The following is a 14,995-nucleotide window of genomic DNA, read 5'->3' as shown; positions in this document are numbered from 1 at the left end:
TGCAACCAATGAGGCTGCAAGGAAGCGCGAGTGCTCTTTCATCCACCGAGGTTCCGGTTGCCCGGAACCCGGTCAACGGCTTGTGAGCGTAGCCTGAAGATGGAATGTGGCATCCGGAGTGTTCCGGTAGTTCACATGTGTTTCTGCCGAAGCCCTGTTGATGCCGTCCACCAACAGATCCGGCGGCACATCCACTGTGACCGGGTTCTGCATTGCTGTTGCATAACGTCGCGAAGAGCTGGCGAAACTCAAGTACGAGATAGTTCCGGTTGGCATGTTGCTGCGTGCCACTTCGGTTCCGTTTATGTAGATCACCACGCCGTCATCGGCCACGGATTCCAATTGCAGTGCTACGACCTTGCTGGCATCGGCAATCTGGAAGTCCCGGACGAAGTACGCTGCCCGCCCGCGAACCGCGTTTCCCTCGTCCCAGTTATCCGGGCGGATGTCGGTTTCGATGGCACTGTTTCCCCAGCCCAGCGGTGCGGGGTGTTCTTCCCAGCCGCTGGCGTCGAAACCGGCACTCATCCAATCGGTCGGCGGAGCGGCCAAGTCGAAGTACCAGAACCAATTGGCGTCCAGTGCAATCACTTCACTTTCCTGCGGATCGGCCAACACCTCAGCTTCGATGGTCTGCGACTTGGTCGCGGTTCCACCGCGGTCATCGGTGACAGTCAAGACCAGCTGGTAGGACCCGGCGGCCGCATAATCATGCTGCACGGTTTCACCCGTAGCGGTGCTACCATCGCCGAAGTCCCAGTCATATTCCACGATTTGTCCATCGGGATCCTGCGAGCCACTGGCATCGGCCTGCAGGGCGAACCCGACTATTCCGGCGTTGAATTCCGCGACTGGATCCTGGTTGGCCGGCGCTTGGACTTCAACGCTGTGCGTCGCGGTCGCCGTACCATCCCGGTTATCGGTAACCGTCAAGGTGACCTCGTAGGTCCCGGAGTCCGCGTAGGCGTGCTCCGCACTTTGTCCGGTCCCAGCGGACCCGTCGCCGAAGTCCCAGGAGTACTCCGTGATCTCGCCGTCCAGATCAGTAGATGCGCTTGCATCCACGTTCACCGTCAGGTCCTGCACCTCTGCAGTGAATTCGGCTACGGGATCCTGGTTTGCAGGTTCCGGTGCACCCGATCCAATACGGTAGTGCTCGACCACTTGTTCCGGTGTCAGTGCCTTCGGATAGACCGCCGCCTCGTCGATGGATCCGGCGAAGTAGTTGCTCGAAGCCCCTCCCCATACGCGGTCACCGCCGATGCGCCAATAGCCCGAATAGCCTTCAGCTTGTGTTTGTGGATTTTCTGCTACCAGCGCGCCATCCACATACAGCTTCATGCCTGCATCGGACTGCGTAGCCACCATATGGTGCCAGGCGCCGTCATTGTAGGACTGCGGTGAAACTGCCACGTTCTCGGCTCCGGTATAGGTGCCGAACTTCAAGGTTCCGTCGTTCTGCATAAACACGTGCCGGTCATAGGAGCTGGACAGCCCAGTCTCGGTATTGCCGAAACCAATCAGCTTGCCGCCGGATGTGCTCTGGGAGTTGAACCAGAGTTCCAGGCTGTAGACCGATACAGGATCGAATCGGGTGCTGGAAGCCACCCAGTTCTCGCTTCCGCTGAAGCGCGCCGAGGTGCCCGGCACATTATCGGAAAGCGGTGGCTCGCCCAAGGTGGTGGATCCGAAGTAGGTTCCGCTGTTCGCTCCGGTGGCAGAGTCATCAGCGCGCTCTCCGCTCGACTCGTCCAAACGCCAGTAGATCAATGGCTCATCATCGTAAACCTCGGCCCCATAGGCATCCGCGGGAACACCCGGGATCACGTCCACGGTCTTGGTCAGGCTGCGCACCACTGCGTGCTCGTCTTCAACTTCCAAGGTCACTTCATAGCTTCCAAAAGTTGCATACTCGTGCTGCGCGACCGCTTCTTGTCCCTCGCTTCCATCACCGAAGTCCCAGGCGTAGCGGACTATCTGCCCGTCATCGGTGGAACTGCTGGCATCGAAGGAAACAGTCTTGCCCGCAGCTTCGATCTCGAACTCGGGCACCGGCGCCGCATTGCCTCCGCTGGCCTTCACCGCATCGGTGCTGGCCGACAGGTTGCCATTGGCATCCACTGCGCGGACGAAGAAGCGATTCTCCCCGCCTTTTGCCACGGTCATCGCCCTGGAACTCGTGGTCGCAATGACCCGGTCATCGCGCAGCACCTGGTAGCTGACGCTGCCCCCGGCATCACTGGCCGCACCCCATGCCAGGCGCACGGTATCCGCGGAATCTGCGGACATGCTCAACGACCCTGGAGTGCTAGGTGCTGTGGAATCCAGCTTCGGGAAGCGTGCAAAGCCACCAGCCCAACGGCCCTGAGAGGATTCAGCCGCGGCACTTGTCAGGTCGCCGCCCACCCAAAGCGTTCCGTTGCTGTCAACCTGTGAAGCCCACGGTCCGGACCCCAGACGCATCGCCATATTCGGCGTGAAGTGTGGATTGTAGTCGCCGGTTTCCGCGTCCCATTCTCCGATCCAGCCGATGGAATCCGCTCGGGACCACGAGTTGCCCAAGCTCGGCCAGGTCGAGGCACCGTCGTAGCTGTATTCGTTGCAATGGCAGCCGGCGTAGAAGTTCCCATTGCCAGTAGCGATAGTTTGCAGGTCACCCTTGTTGTATTCGATATAGGTGCGTTCTCGTTCAAACGTCGCGGTGTTGAACCCGAATAGGCTGTGTTCGGAGCCGCCTGACCATACCCGGTCCCCGACTTCTGCAATCGCTTGCTGGTAGCTCTTCGAACTGCTCCAGGTTGGACTCCATGTCGGAGTTGCCAAGGAGGCTCCACTGCTGGTCAGCACCGCTGCCGCATTTTCTGCCGGGACTCGACGCGAAGTGGTGAAGAATCCGCCTGCGTAGAATCGATCTCCGTCTTCCGAAGCGTCAACGTCTACGACGGTTCCGTTGAACTCCGGGTTCCAGTTGGTGCCCGGGGTTCCATCGCTGAGTGATACGCGTGCCGCGTTGCGCGAGTAGAGCATGTTGCCCGTTCTGCTGCCACCACGGATATGGGTGAAAGAGCCGCCAAAATACAACCATTGGCCTTGAATGTCCATGCCCCTGATAGTCACTCCGGATGAAGTGTTGTTCTCTATTTCCACCCACCACGAGGACACGGTATTTCCGCTGTCGGGGTCCAGTGCCACCATGCGGCTAGGCTCGCCGTTGGCGGTAGAGAAGGTGCCGCCGGCAACAATATTTCCATCGGGCAATGCCGCCAGGGACATGACTGTGCCGTTGAGGGATGGAGTGAATGAGGTGATCAATTCACCGTTATCGCGGTTGAAAGCTGCCAAATAAGACTGTTCCACCCTGTCGCTGCCAGTGGAGTTGGCACTCTTCTGCACATACTTGAAGTTTCCACCGACGTAAACCACGCCATTGGATTCCACGAAAGCCTGGACCTCGACGTCACCTTCACGCTGAGCGCTGTGGCCCAGTCCGGCAACTCCCCACGGTGAGTTAAGCGCCAGTGAGCGCACACCCGAGGGAATCGTCCATTCCTCGGTACCGCTATCCCCTATGCGCTCCCACTCGGCTGAAGATGTCATGACTTTGGGCCGTACGTAGACTTCGGCATATGGAATGGCCGGTCCACGGTTTTCCGTACGCGAGAACAGGTAGGAAGTGGAGCTGGTGCTGCCTGGAACTGAAGTGCCGTAGGCGAATCCGCTTGAATATCCTTGGCTTGGTATCGGAGTAGTTGTCACATGGTTGGCGCCACTGTCCCAGCCGAAATCGTTGGTCCGGCCACCGGAGCGGCGCGTCCCGTCGAATTCATACCAGTTCATCTCATTGAGTGCGCCGAACGTCCAGGACCATCCGTCCAGCTTGGACATGCCCAGGCGCACTTCCTGCCATGACTGGCCATCTGAAGACGCGGCGCGCTTGACGCGCACGCCTTCTTCCAAGGTGTCTACGTGCTGGCCGTTGAGTAGTCCGTCAATCAGAGTCGATGGATACTGTGTGGTGTGCGAGCTCATGGGCGAAACCCCGGCCGTAGCCAAGTCGGATTCGCGTCCCTTGCCGTCGTAGTTCGTCGCCCAGCCGTTGCGTCCCTTGCCAACCAAGACCCAGCCGCCACCATCGGTGGTCATATCGCAATAGACCTGTTGCGGTGCATGCATGGCGGGTGTCATCACCCAATATGAACCATCCTGCGCGTTGCTGTCTTCTTGCTTGATCTCCCAGCATGAAGCAGCCGCAGTTGCCTCGCTTAGTCCATCAAGTGGTGCCGCGTTGGCTGCCTCAGACATCGGTACGGCAACGAGCAGCATTCCCACCATGCTGCTTGCTGCAGCCACGCCCAGGAATTTTCGAACATTCGGGATCAGATTCACCGGTGCCCCCTACAGTGCGGTGATAATTTGCCTTCATTTCCTGCAAGTTCCCCAAGAGCAGGATGAAGTGCAATTCCGTGTTCATTTTAGGATTCGACTCGGTCTTTTCCTAGAGTGGCCAGACAGATCATGTACTCGATATTGGTCCCCAACTACTTGGTTCCCGCATGGTCAGGCTAACCACCGCAGCACCCATTTCCCTCGGATGCACTTGGGCCGGGAGCACCGATGCTGCCCATTCGCGGTTCCTACGCCTGTTGACGTCCGCCATGCGCGTTGGCTACCTGCGGCCAATCGGAGAATCCAGCTGTGTCCGGGCTGCGCCAAGCAACAGCGAGAGTTCCTCTGCAGAGATCCACGAGCGATCCCAACCGGAGCTGTTACTGGCAAGCGTCCATGCTCGCTCAACCAGCTTCAGGGCGTAGACCGCAGCAACCAGGGACACGGCAATGTCATCCAATCCCAGCGCACGGTGGTGGAGCCGGGAATCCTGCACCGCGCCCTCGAAGTCGGCAACTGCGCCTTGAGACTTGCCTCTCCGGCGGACATTGAAGTGCCAATGCAGGATATCCATGCCGGCCGCTGGGCCGTCGTCGGAGGTTTCCAGATCCCAGCACCATAGCGTTCCATCTCGATCCCGAGCACAGTTCCATGGGACCAGATCGCCATGCCATCTGGTGGCCACCGGTAACTTGCGATCATGCTGTGTAAGGCGCCGGGACAACTCCTGCACCGGGTCACAGAGTCCACAGCCACTGTCCAAAACAATCAAATCATCCAGCTTCGTCTGAAGCCCTAGAAAGAACTTCATTTCTAAGAGCGTGCTCTCTCCAGAAAGTGGAGCGATCGCCTGCAGTTCCACAGGTGTTGGGGCTGGATCGTCCTGGCTCAATCCCCGCACACCGGCGGGTAATGGTTGTGTGACTAAGTAGCTGCGTCCTTGGATTACCCCGTGGTCCAGCACCCGCGGAACGCGCAGGGCCGCAGAGCCTCCATCGAGTTCTCCCAGCACTCTGGTTTCATTTTCCACCAGCGTGGTGCTGGCGTTGTTCCACGACATTTTCGCAAATCCCACTGGGTTGCCCGTCTCATCGAACAGATGCAGGGTGGGCTTCGCATTGAGCCCCAATCGAACGCCGGTAGCCGCATGCAGCTGTTCGAAATCCATTTTTTGTTTCAGGATGCTCAGTGGGCTGCAGTTGGCAGTACCTGTGCGAAGCTGGACTACCAAACGGTCGCGCGAAAGCGGCAGTCCGGACTTGGCTACCAGGCCCAAAATGAAGCGAGCTGCATTCGCAGTTCCGTTGCGCAACCCTCGATAGCTAGTCAAGGCACCGGCTGCCAGTTTCGAAGAAGCGTCTGGAACCAGGAACTTTGGATTCTTCGCGGACGGAATAACCCAGTAGCTTTCGACCTGCATGTACTGGTTGTCCGGCTTCGGATTGACTCCCAAGCGAAGCGATCCATCTTCAATCCCAGCGGCCCAGATCTGCTGCCCCAGCCTCTCCAAGGCAAAGCCTAGCGACGCGGGTTTTTTCTTGTCCGATTGCAAGTTGTTTTCTATCATGATGATGTTTCCCCCCAAGAAAACGGTTCGGCGGCCACCATAGTGCTGCCGTAAGCAATGCGGTTCGCGCCTTTTGCTTTAGCCAATCTTCCAAAAGGGCTCGACCTGCAAGTAATCGAAGAGCTCCGCGTTCCTGTCGGCAAAATAATTTGTCAAGTAATCGCGAGCCTCGGAAGGCATGGGCGTGGACTTTTTGCGTGCATTGAACGTGCGCTTGGTCGGCAGCTCGTGGCGCGGGATCTCCAAGAAATCGCAGACCTGGTCTACGGCGCCCTGCACATCTTGGTACATGTCTTCACTACGCATGACCAAAACTTGGTCCAGATCGAATTTCGCGAACCAATTCTTCAACTGCGGCAAGTAGTTACCCCGCTCGCGATAGGCATAGAAGTCGAAAGCCTCGGAATACTCTTCGGAACCATCCTCAATGGCCGCGTATTCCGACGACATCCGCTCATCTTCGAGGTGCAACGCGGTGACGAAATCCAGCGGTTCCACCCCATTTTGTACGCGTTCCTGATAATGAGACCACGCTCGTTCTACTGGATTACGTAGCAGGATGATGGACTTGACCTGTGGAGCACTCGCTTTGATCCGTGTAGCAATACGCGGATCCCACATGTAGTACGGCGATGCTTCCCCGCTGATTGGCCGATAGCCCAGCTGGCTTCCTTTGAGCTTCCGGTAGGCCTCGGTCTGGAAATGTGAGCGGTACCAGGTATCACCCCGCTCCAATTCCTTGAAGAAGTAATCTGTGCTCTTCTTCTCGCGCACCTGCGGAAAGAGGCCCATGACCCCTGGGTGCATCAGCAGGTAGTTGAACAGCGAGGTAGTGCCCCCGCGTTTGGTTCCTGTGATCAGGTAGTCAGGTGCCGGCCGGTTGGGCGCGGTCAGCTGCGCATAGGAACGCGTAGCAATATCAGCGGCATCTTTCAGCCACCGCGGTGCTGAGTCTTTCGACAGTGTTAAATTATTCATTTCTCCCCCAGAAATTTTCCCCAAATTTCAGTCAATCGGTGTAGCTCGCCTGATGCGCATCAGGTCAGCCAATCCCAATCTCCTTCGATCCATGAAACACCAAAAAGCTAAAAAAGTCAGCAGTACGGGCACCGCGATCACCAGCGAAAGGGTACTTTGCCCCATGAAGCGGGTGAATACATAACACGGGATCGCGCTACAGGCCAACGCTACGAACACCGAATAAAGTATCGGTTTGGATTCCCACCCAATGCCCAGCGTGAGCTTGTTCTGCGTTGCCGCTAGCAGACAGTTCAGCAGCATGGACACGGACCAGACCACTGCAGCTCCTTCAATTCCCCAGATCGGGATGAGAACCAGGTTGCCCACTATGTTGAGGGCCAGAACGATGCTCTTGTTCAGAGCCAGCAGCCCGCTTCGACCGCTCATCATCAGCAACGAGTCGGCATTGCCAAACATCATGCAGCCAACGGTCGCAGCACTGAGCATCAGCAGCACACCGGCTCCGGTTTCAAATCCATCGCCTAGCCAACCGAGAATCGTCTGCGGGAAGAATCCGAAGACCACGAAGATCGGTGTTCCGAACAGGACTACCCAAGTGATGGTGGTGGTGTACAGGTGCTGCACCTCGGTGCGCTTGCCTTGGGCCAGCAGTGAACTGAAGCGCGGAGAGACCACAATCCTCATTGCGGTGGAAATGATCAATCCAGCGGTCACGAATCGTGAAGCCGCGCCATACACACCCGCAGCCGAGGCACCGGCAATGAAACCGACAACCACGACATCAAACCAAGTGATGGACTGCTCCAGAATCGAGGCATACCACCGTGGCATGGCAAAGCCCCAAATTCGATGGCCAATCGGCTTACCCGCTGACGGATCTTGGATCTGCGGGTCGGCCGTGAGTAAGGAAGCTTTCTTGACGCGCCGGCCCGCGACCCATAAGGCCGCAATGGCTCCCAGCAACAGCGGAATTGCCCAGGAAATACTCACTGCAACCGCGGTACCGCCGACGGCAACGACGAGTACTGCGAACAACGGGCGCAGCGTTGGAACAAAGACGTTGCCGATCAGGGCAAATGGATTGATGTTACCCAGACCACGGGTGATCTGCAGGGCAACCATCATGACGGCGCCTGCAGGCAATGCCCAAGCCATAGCCCGCACCGAGCTGACCAATTCGGCCGCACCGCCTTGCTCGGAGGCCAGAAGCGGTGCCCCGAACCAGAGGACTAGCCCACCCAGCATCCCAAGAGCAGCGGTGGGGACGAGCAAGCGGAACACCGCTGGGCGAATCAGTGCGGGTTCCGATAGCTTCAGTCGGGGAAGCAGCCAGACTCCGGTGGTGTCCATCCCCAGACGTGCGACAGCCAGTGCGATGCTGAAGACCGCAATGGATTGGAGAACGATGCCAGCTTGAGATTCTCCCAGCAACCTGCCCAAGACTAGGATCAATCCAAAGCCCATGATGGCACTGGTCATCGAACCGGTCAGGCTGATAATTCCGCTCTTGGCTACTCCCCCAAGTTGCTGATGCGGGTTCTTGCTTTTGCTGGTGGCAGAACTGCCGTCGCCAACATTCATCAGGTAGCCTCCTTCCCCCAAAAATTTGAGCTACCCAAACTTGAAAGTATCCCAAGCATTGCTCAGAGCACAATACAAAGCCATAATCTCCTTAGGCTACGTGCACCGGCACCGGCCGCTACTTCGATGATTGGGGCATCAAGGTGAACAACTCTCGCGCAACTTCGCGCCGTCCATTATTGTGGGGAATCCTACTAGTGGCAGCCATCATCATTGCTGTCATTTGGGGCTTGCAGATGCAGAACCGTACGGTAAATTCCAGCGATCCCGGCTCAGTTCCAAGCACCGCAGCGACAGCAGAGGCTGAATCTGAAGAAATACCGCAAGGAATGGATGAAGTTGATCCTGCCGATGACCCGGTGGAGCAGGCAGCGCCAAAACCATCGAACATCCCCAGCGCTGAGACAGATCCAGAATCAGAGCCAGAGAATCTTCCTAAACAAGCGGAAAACGTCAGCGAAGAGCTGGTGGAGACGGCCAATACACAGCTAGATGAGTTCCTCGAGTCCTACTCGGAGGTCTTGGCCGCACCAGAAGAAGCTGACGAAAATTTGATCGAGGATTTGGAGAAAACCCTGCAGGACGCGGCGCTGGGACAGGTTCAGGCGAGCGCGGCCGAATACGCGGCGAATGGCTGGGTGATGACCGGAGCGCCGGAAATTGTGGCGAGCTCTGTCCGCGAGCTTGATGAAGAGGCGGCACCTCCAACCATGACCGTTTTCGCCTGCGTGGATTCGTCCCCGGTGAAGATCACGACAACGACGGGAACCCGAGTGCCGTCGAATGCCGGGCGTGCAATGAATATTTTCGAGTTGCAGCAGAATGACGATGAATCCTGGGTCTTGGTAAATATGTCCTTCCCAGATGATCCATCCTGCTAGAAGAATCTTACTTGTGCACTCGCGCCGGTTCAGCGTCCACGAAGGTGCTTCCTGCGCGGACTTGCCGGGGTTATTCAGATGGAGTGCCACCGGGCTTTTCCCGCAGGGCGATAGCTGCCAGCGTCATGACTACGACCAGACCTGTCGTGAGAATCCCGTAGTAGAAAATCTCGATAATAGTAATCAGCGCGACGGTGTTGCTAAGTAGCCCGAGCTTGTCAGTGCGCTTGAAAGTCTTTCCGAAGATCCATGCGAACCAACCCACAAACAAGATGGCCCCCGGGAATCCGTGTGCAAACAGAACCATCCAGAACTGCCCTTGGGTTCCCGCGGACGGCGCACCCGGATGGATTGAAGGCCGAGGCGCTCCATAACCAAGCGCAGGCGACTGCAGCGTTCGGTCGAAGGTTTCTATATACAGGTTTTCACGCGTTTCTACACTGCTGACCTTCGAGGTGCGCTCATCAAGCCGTTCCATCACCGGCAGCGTAGTCACGGCGATGGCAGCCACCAGCCCCAACCCCAGCATGGCTCCCAGAACACGCATGTTCCCAACCATGATGGCTCGAACACCCACGTAAGCCAACGCGATTCCCATTGCCAAGAACATGCCCCGGTTGAGTGTCAAGAATGCAGGAATCAGCGAGACGAGCACGCTGGCACCAATCCACCAGAAGCGCTTGGTTCTACGCACCATGCCCAGATATACAAGTACGGCTGGGGTAAGTACCGAGTAGACGTTGCCCCAGCTATTGGCGTAAAGGAACGGGGCGCTGGGCCGGGGTGCACTGATGACATAGGCGTCTGGATTCGGGTTGTACTGGGTCAGCGACCGGAAGGCCATCTCATGGATCATTTCATTGGACAGCAGCCCCTGCGGGAGCACATAGGACAGCACCGTGCGCAGCTCGAATACGGGGAAGAGCAATCCTGCAATCCCACCGATCACGGTGAAGTACCACATGGCCGTAAGGATTCCCAGAACACGTTGGGCATTGAGGTTAATACGCGCGTTGTAGGCGTAGATGAAAACAACTGTGGCCGCCAAGTACAACGAATAACGGAATGCGAAGCCCGCGATACGGCCCGCGGAATCGAGCATTAGTGCCGAGCACAAGGCCCAAAGCATGAATAGGAGCCAGATCCCAAAGGCCTTTGGAACCTTCGGGCCATGAACGAGCTTGGCCAGCAATATGACCATGTAAACCGCGATCATGGGCCAACCGGTGTCGCCCAATCCTAGGACCCACAAAACGGGGTATCCGACAAAAGCAACGGCGAAAGGCCAAGCCGGCAACGATTTGCGGCCGACTGCATCAATGGTGACCAGGGCTGGAGAATTGAGCTGGGCTCTTGCCAGTCCCGATTTTTCTTCGTCCCCAAACGAATTATTCATAGCGATTGTCCCCCAGACTTCGCGCTATAACCACGGAATACTTATCCGTTCGCTCGATAGCCTACCGCCGAGGCCCTGTGATTTGCTACACTCGCGGTATCTAGTTGTAAAGCAGAATTTTATTTGGGGAAAGGTTCTGTCATGGGGAACAGCTTGGCTAATTCCGCGCGCTCAAAAGCGCGTCTTTCTGTAGGCGTCGTCCTAGCGACGCACAATCGACCTGAGTTGATGCGCAAATCGCTGGCATCAATTTCGGCTCAAGACTACGACGGCCCGATCGAGGTTGTCATTGTCTTCGACAAATCGCCAGTCGATTATTCGTTGGAACGTTCTACGCCCTTACGCACGGTGCGAACCATTGCCAACACCCGGGCTCCGGGGCTGGCAGGGGCAAGGAATACGGGAATCCTCGCCTTATCAACTGAACTGGTCGCATTCTGCGACGATGACGATACCTGGCTCGAGCAGAAATTAGCCCGCCAGGTCCACGCGCTGGAAAGCTCGCCTGATTCCGAGGTCGCTTCAACCGCCATGAAAGTCATCTACAACGGTACTGAGAGTGTCCGGTGTGCGGGCAAGCAGCATGTTGGCTACCAAGACTTCCTGAATTCGCGGATGGCCATGGTGCATTCATCATCACTGCTTTTCCGCAGGCAGAAGCTAATCGAGGGAATCGGACTCGTTGAAGAAGGGCTGCCCAACAGCATGTGCGAGGACTGGGATTTGCTACTTCGCGCTTCCAAGCGCCATCCAATCTTGCATGTTGATGAACCACTTATCCGTGTCTTGTGGGGCGGGACTTCGTATTTCTATCACCAATGGGATGTCAAAAACCAAGCACACCAGTGGATGCTGGAGCACTACCCGGACATTCTGACCAGCAAGATCGGCAGCTCTCGTGTCTTCGGGCAACTGGCGTTCGGGCACGCAGCATTGAAGAATCCACACAACGCGCTGGGATGGGTCAGGAAATCGCTAAAATCCAATTGGCGCGAACCCCGGGCTTATCTGGCCCTGGCTGTGGCCTCCGGTCTGGTCTCTGACCAGACGGTCATTGACCGACTTCAGCGCAAGGGGCGTGGCATCTAGCATGCGCGACTATTCGAATTTCACCGCACCGTGTCTGTGCAAAGCACCGTTCGGGAAGGCGGCGCGGACTTCGAACCGCGTTGCAGCTAATCGGATCGCTCCTAGGAGCGACCATGTCCAGTGAAGAATCAGTCAGTCTTAATATCTTCTGGATCATCTTCAAGCGGTACTTACCGTTGATCTTGATCATTACCGTGCTCTTCACTCTGGCCGGTGTCGCACTGGCATTTGCGCTGCCCAAGAGCTATGTCGCATCTGCAAGGGTGAATATCACGCCAATTGTCTCTGATCCTTTCAACCCCACACGCTCTGCCTCCGGACTTCTGGATGTAACGACGGAGGAGGCAATGGCCTCTTCATGGATTGTGGCCAAACGCGCGACAGAGGAACTCGGGGACGACATGCATGTCATGACGATGCGACAGAACACCGAAGTGCGAGCCGACATCAACGCGACAACCGTATCGATTTCGTATCATGCACCTTCAGAGTCCGAGGCGCGGGCAGTAGCTGATGCCCTTGCCACCGCCTATCTCGACTTCCGCCAGGAGCAGGCTGACTCCCGAAAAGCCAGGATCAGCGACCAGCTCGAGGATCGCATCGAAAGCCTGCGACCGGTGTTCAACGCCGCTTCAGGCGAGGCGAAACCGGTTGTACAAGACCAAATCGCAACCATCGAACGCCAACTCAACCAGCTGGCGCTCATTGATACCAACGGCGGATCGGTTTTGAATCCGGCTTCGGAAACCGGGGTATTCAGTGAACCAAGCAAGAAACTGTTCGTAGCCGGCGGCGGCGTCACGGGGTTGTTCGCAGGTTGCGTCGCGGCGTTCGCTTGCCATAGGTTCTCGCGCAAGATCCGTGATCACAACGATCTGCAACTGGTCGGATTCCCGGCGCTGCTGCCAACGATCACTGCTCCCGCTGCATCCCATGACCGTGTTGCAGCCCATGAGTTGGACTTGTTCCGTACATTGCGCGAGCGAGTTTTGAATTCATCGCCGACAGTGCGGAATCTTCTCCTGCTTGATTTGGGAAACCTAGGGCTGGCTTCTCGGCTTGGCCCGCAGATCGCAGCTGCGTTCGCCCATACCAGCCAACGTGTTGAACTACTGGTGCTGGCTCCGGCGGCTGAGGACTTCCCATGGGGCTTAGAACCCTACGATTTCCGCATTGAGCAAGAAACCACTGACGCGGTCTTCTATTCCTCTGCCGTGCTCAAGGAACTCTCCCTAGTCGTGGCGAAACCGGATTCCAACGGCTTGGCCCCGGATCCAGTAGTGACCAATTTCGTGCGTGAGCGCATGGTCGAAACCGATGAGACAATCACCCGCATTGTTTCCTTGCCGCGAGGTTCTTTTGAATCCAGCAAGTTCTCTGCGGCGCGGCTGGCAGATGCCGTGGTCATTCTAGTGCCGTTCAAGGCCACTTTGAAGTCCGAGGTGAAGCGCTTTGGCGAATTGGTCGCTGACTTGAAAAAGCCAGTGCTGGCGGTGTTCGGAGTCCGCATGGCCAAGGGCTCCAGGGCCCGCCATATGAAGGCGGAAGCCAAGCAACGTGCTTCTTCTGGGGTTGAACGGATGGACTCTATGAAGGAGGTGAGCACGCGATGAAACTGCTTGCCATACTCACGGAAGACCTGCAGGCCAATGCCGGACAGCCCAAAGGGCAGTTAGCAGTAATCGGTTACCGGCTCGCACATGCTGCGCGCAAGCCCTTGGATCAGCCTCCGCGAATTTGGGCCCTGCCCATCGGACTGGTCTACCGTTTACTCGTGGAGTGGGTCTTGGGAATCGAAATCCCCTGGGGCACGAAGATTGGGCGCCGCTTGCGTATCTACCATGGAGTGGGCCTGGTCATCAATGACCGCGCACAACTCGGTGATGATGTGCGCTTGCGTCAGGGAATCACCATCGGAAATTCCGGACACGGTGTGGATTGCCCGGTGATTGAAGACGGCGTAGACATCGGTGCCTCGGCGGTGCTGCTCGGTGGAATTACCGTCGGTAGCCACGCAAGCATCGCAGCCGGCGCCTTGGTGACCAAAGATGTTCCAGCCGGCGGGCAGGCCAAGGGAAACCCTGCTGTGATCAAGGAACCGCGTCCTGTTCCCGTCGTTGAGGAAGGCAATCGTGGCTAATCCAGATGCGATCAGCGGCTCCAAGCCGCTAGTTCTATACATTGCCGGGTCCGGGCGCAGCGGCTCAACGCTGCTAGAACGCCTGCTCGGTCAGCTCGAAGGAGTCCAGACCCTGGGCGAAGTGCATCACATGTGGTTGCGCGCTATAGGGAAAAATGAGCAATGCGGTTGCTCAGAAATCTTCACCGAGTGCGAGTTCTGGTCCCAAGTCGGCCAGGAAGCCTTCGGCGGGTGGGACAAGGTTTCAGTCGATGAAGTGGAACGTCTCAAATCACAAGTAGACCGGCAGCGACACCAGCCCGTGACCGCATCCCCTTGGACTTCCAAGGAACGCACCCGGAAGCTTCTTGAATACACCGACTACTACGCACGGGTGTACCACGCGGTGCAGAAGACAACCGGTGCACGGATCATCGTGGACTCCGGAAAGCATCCCTCGTTGGCGCTGGCCTTGACGCATCGAAATGACATCGACTTGCGGATTGTGCATCTGGTAAGGGACAGCCGGGGCGTTTCGCACAGTTGGGGCAAGGCAGTGCAACGCCCGGAAGCTACCACCGATGAAGATGCCATGATGCAGCAGTATTCGCCTTTGATCTCCAGCGTCCTTTGGCTCAGCACCAACCTTGCAGCAGAGGGCATTCGATTACGCGGTGTCCCCCGCTACCGCATGCGCTACGAGGATCTCGTTGCTCGGCCGAAACCGACCCTGCTCAAAATGTTCCAGTCTCTGGGGATGCCTGAAGACTTGGAACTGCCCATCGCTGATGACGGGACGATTGATTTGCTGCCGAACCATTCTGCCGCAGGTAATCCTATGCGCTTCAGTGTAGGGACAACGAAACTTCGTCCTGATACTGCTTGGCGCACCCAAATGGGTTCCAAGGACCGCAGGCTAGTCTCTGTACTGACAGCCTCGCTGCGCTATTGCTATGGCTACGCAGGCAAGCTCGGGACATAATCCAGGTTGCCCT

General features: G+C 57.3%; 10 protein-coding genes. 5 read left to right on the top strand and 5 right to left on the bottom strand.

The genetic code is table 11. From position 1 onward, the window contains the following. Positions 1 to 72: 72 nt before the first annotated feature. The 4 genes from AARI_RS18555 to AARI_RS07650 all read right to left on the bottom strand — a co-directional run bounded on the left by AARI_RS18555 (position 73) and on the right by AARI_RS07650 (position 8,515). Positions 73 to 4,386 (bottom strand): PKD domain-containing protein, encoded by a 4,314-nt coding sequence (locus AARI_RS18555; protein WP_013348748.1) that lies wholly within the window; start codon positions 4,384 to 4,386, stop codon positions 73 to 75. Positions 4,387 to 4,666: 280 nt separating this feature from the next. Continuing rightward, entirely contained in the window at positions 4,667 to 5,953 is a 1,287-nt protein-coding gene (locus tag AARI_RS07660) for a hypothetical protein (protein ID WP_013348747.1), read from the bottom strand. Positions 5,954 to 6,031: 78 nt separating this feature from the next. Continuing rightward, positions 6,032 to 6,931, bottom strand: a complete 900-nt coding sequence (locus tag AARI_RS07655; RefSeq protein WP_013348746.1) for a sulfotransferase domain-containing protein — start codon at positions 6,929 to 6,931, stop codon at positions 6,032 to 6,034. A gap of 27 nt (positions 6,932 to 6,958) precedes the next feature. Beyond that, a complete protein-coding gene (locus AARI_RS07650; protein ID WP_013348745.1) occupies positions 6,959 to 8,515 on the bottom strand; it encodes a flippase in 1,557 nt (518 codons plus the stop codon). 197 nt (positions 8,516 to 8,712) lie between these two features. Between AARI_RS07650 and AARI_RS07645 the strand changes: the two genes are divergently transcribed. Beyond that, positions 8,713 to 9,396 (top strand): hypothetical protein, encoded by a 684-nt coding sequence (locus AARI_RS07645; protein ID WP_013348744.1) that lies wholly within the window; start codon positions 8,713 to 8,715, stop codon positions 9,394 to 9,396. A 70-nt stretch (positions 9,397 to 9,466) separates the two neighbouring features. Here AARI_RS07645 and AARI_RS07640 read toward each other — a convergent pair whose 3' ends face one another. Further along, positions 9,467 to 10,792 (bottom strand): O-antigen ligase family protein, encoded by a 1,326-nt coding sequence (locus tag AARI_RS07640; protein ID WP_013348743.1) that lies wholly within the window; start codon positions 10,790 to 10,792, stop codon positions 9,467 to 9,469. Between the two features lie 153 nt (positions 10,793 to 10,945). On the opposite strand from AARI_RS07640, the gene AARI_RS07635 reads away from it, so the two are divergent. From AARI_RS07635 to AARI_RS07620, 4 genes are all read left to right on the top strand, one after another. Continuing rightward, on the top strand, positions 10,946 to 11,881 hold the full coding sequence (locus AARI_RS07635; protein ID WP_041649627.1) for a glycosyltransferase family 2 protein: 936 nt from the start codon (positions 10,946 to 10,948) through the stop codon (positions 11,879 to 11,881). 113 nt (positions 11,882 to 11,994) lie between these two features. Then, positions 11,995 to 13,494 (top strand): GumC domain-containing protein, encoded by a 1,500-nt coding sequence (locus AARI_RS07630; protein ID WP_013348741.1) that lies wholly within the window; start codon positions 11,995 to 11,997, stop codon positions 13,492 to 13,494. Continuing rightward, entirely contained in the window at positions 13,491 to 14,021 is a 531-nt protein-coding gene (locus AARI_RS07625; protein WP_013348740.1) for a serine O-acetyltransferase, read from the top strand. The genes AARI_RS07630 and AARI_RS07625 overlap by 4 nt, the downstream gene beginning before the upstream one ends. Continuing rightward, a complete protein-coding gene (locus AARI_RS07620; RefSeq protein ID WP_013348739.1) occupies positions 14,014 to 14,982 on the top strand; it encodes a sulfotransferase in 969 nt (322 codons plus the stop codon). The genes AARI_RS07625 and AARI_RS07620 overlap by 8 nt, the downstream gene beginning before the upstream one ends. The last annotated feature ends 13 nt before the right edge of the window (positions 14,983 to 14,995 follow it).

The organism is Glutamicibacter arilaitensis Re117 (assembly GCF_000197735.1).
GTDB lineage: Bacteria > Actinomycetota > Actinomycetes > Actinomycetales > Micrococcaceae > Glutamicibacter > Glutamicibacter arilaitensis.
This window is presented reverse-complemented; position numbering and strand designations above follow the sequence as displayed.

Excerpts from the sequence above, each read along its gene's own strand:
- AARI_RS07660 (WP_013348747.1), bottom strand. The coding sequence starts at position 5,953 with ATGATAGAAAACAACTTGCAATCGGACAAGAAAAAACCCGCGTCGCTA.
- AARI_RS07655 (WP_013348746.1), bottom strand. The coding sequence starts at position 6,931 with ATGAATAATTTAACACTGTCGAAAGACTCAGCACCGCGGTGGCTGAAA.
- AARI_RS07650 (WP_013348745.1), bottom strand. The coding sequence starts at position 8,515 with ATGAATGTTGGCGACGGCAGTTCTGCCACCAGCAAAAGCAAGAACCCG.
- AARI_RS07640 (WP_013348743.1), bottom strand. The coding sequence starts at position 10,792 with ATGAATAATTCGTTTGGGGACGAAGAAAAATCGGGACTGGCAAGAGCC.
- AARI_RS07630 (WP_013348741.1), top strand. The coding sequence starts at position 11,995 with ATGTCCAGTGAAGAATCAGTCAGTCTTAATATCTTCTGGATCATCTTC.
- AARI_RS07625 (WP_013348740.1), top strand. The coding sequence starts at position 13,491 with ATGAAACTGCTTGCCATACTCACGGAAGACCTGCAGGCCAATGCCGGA.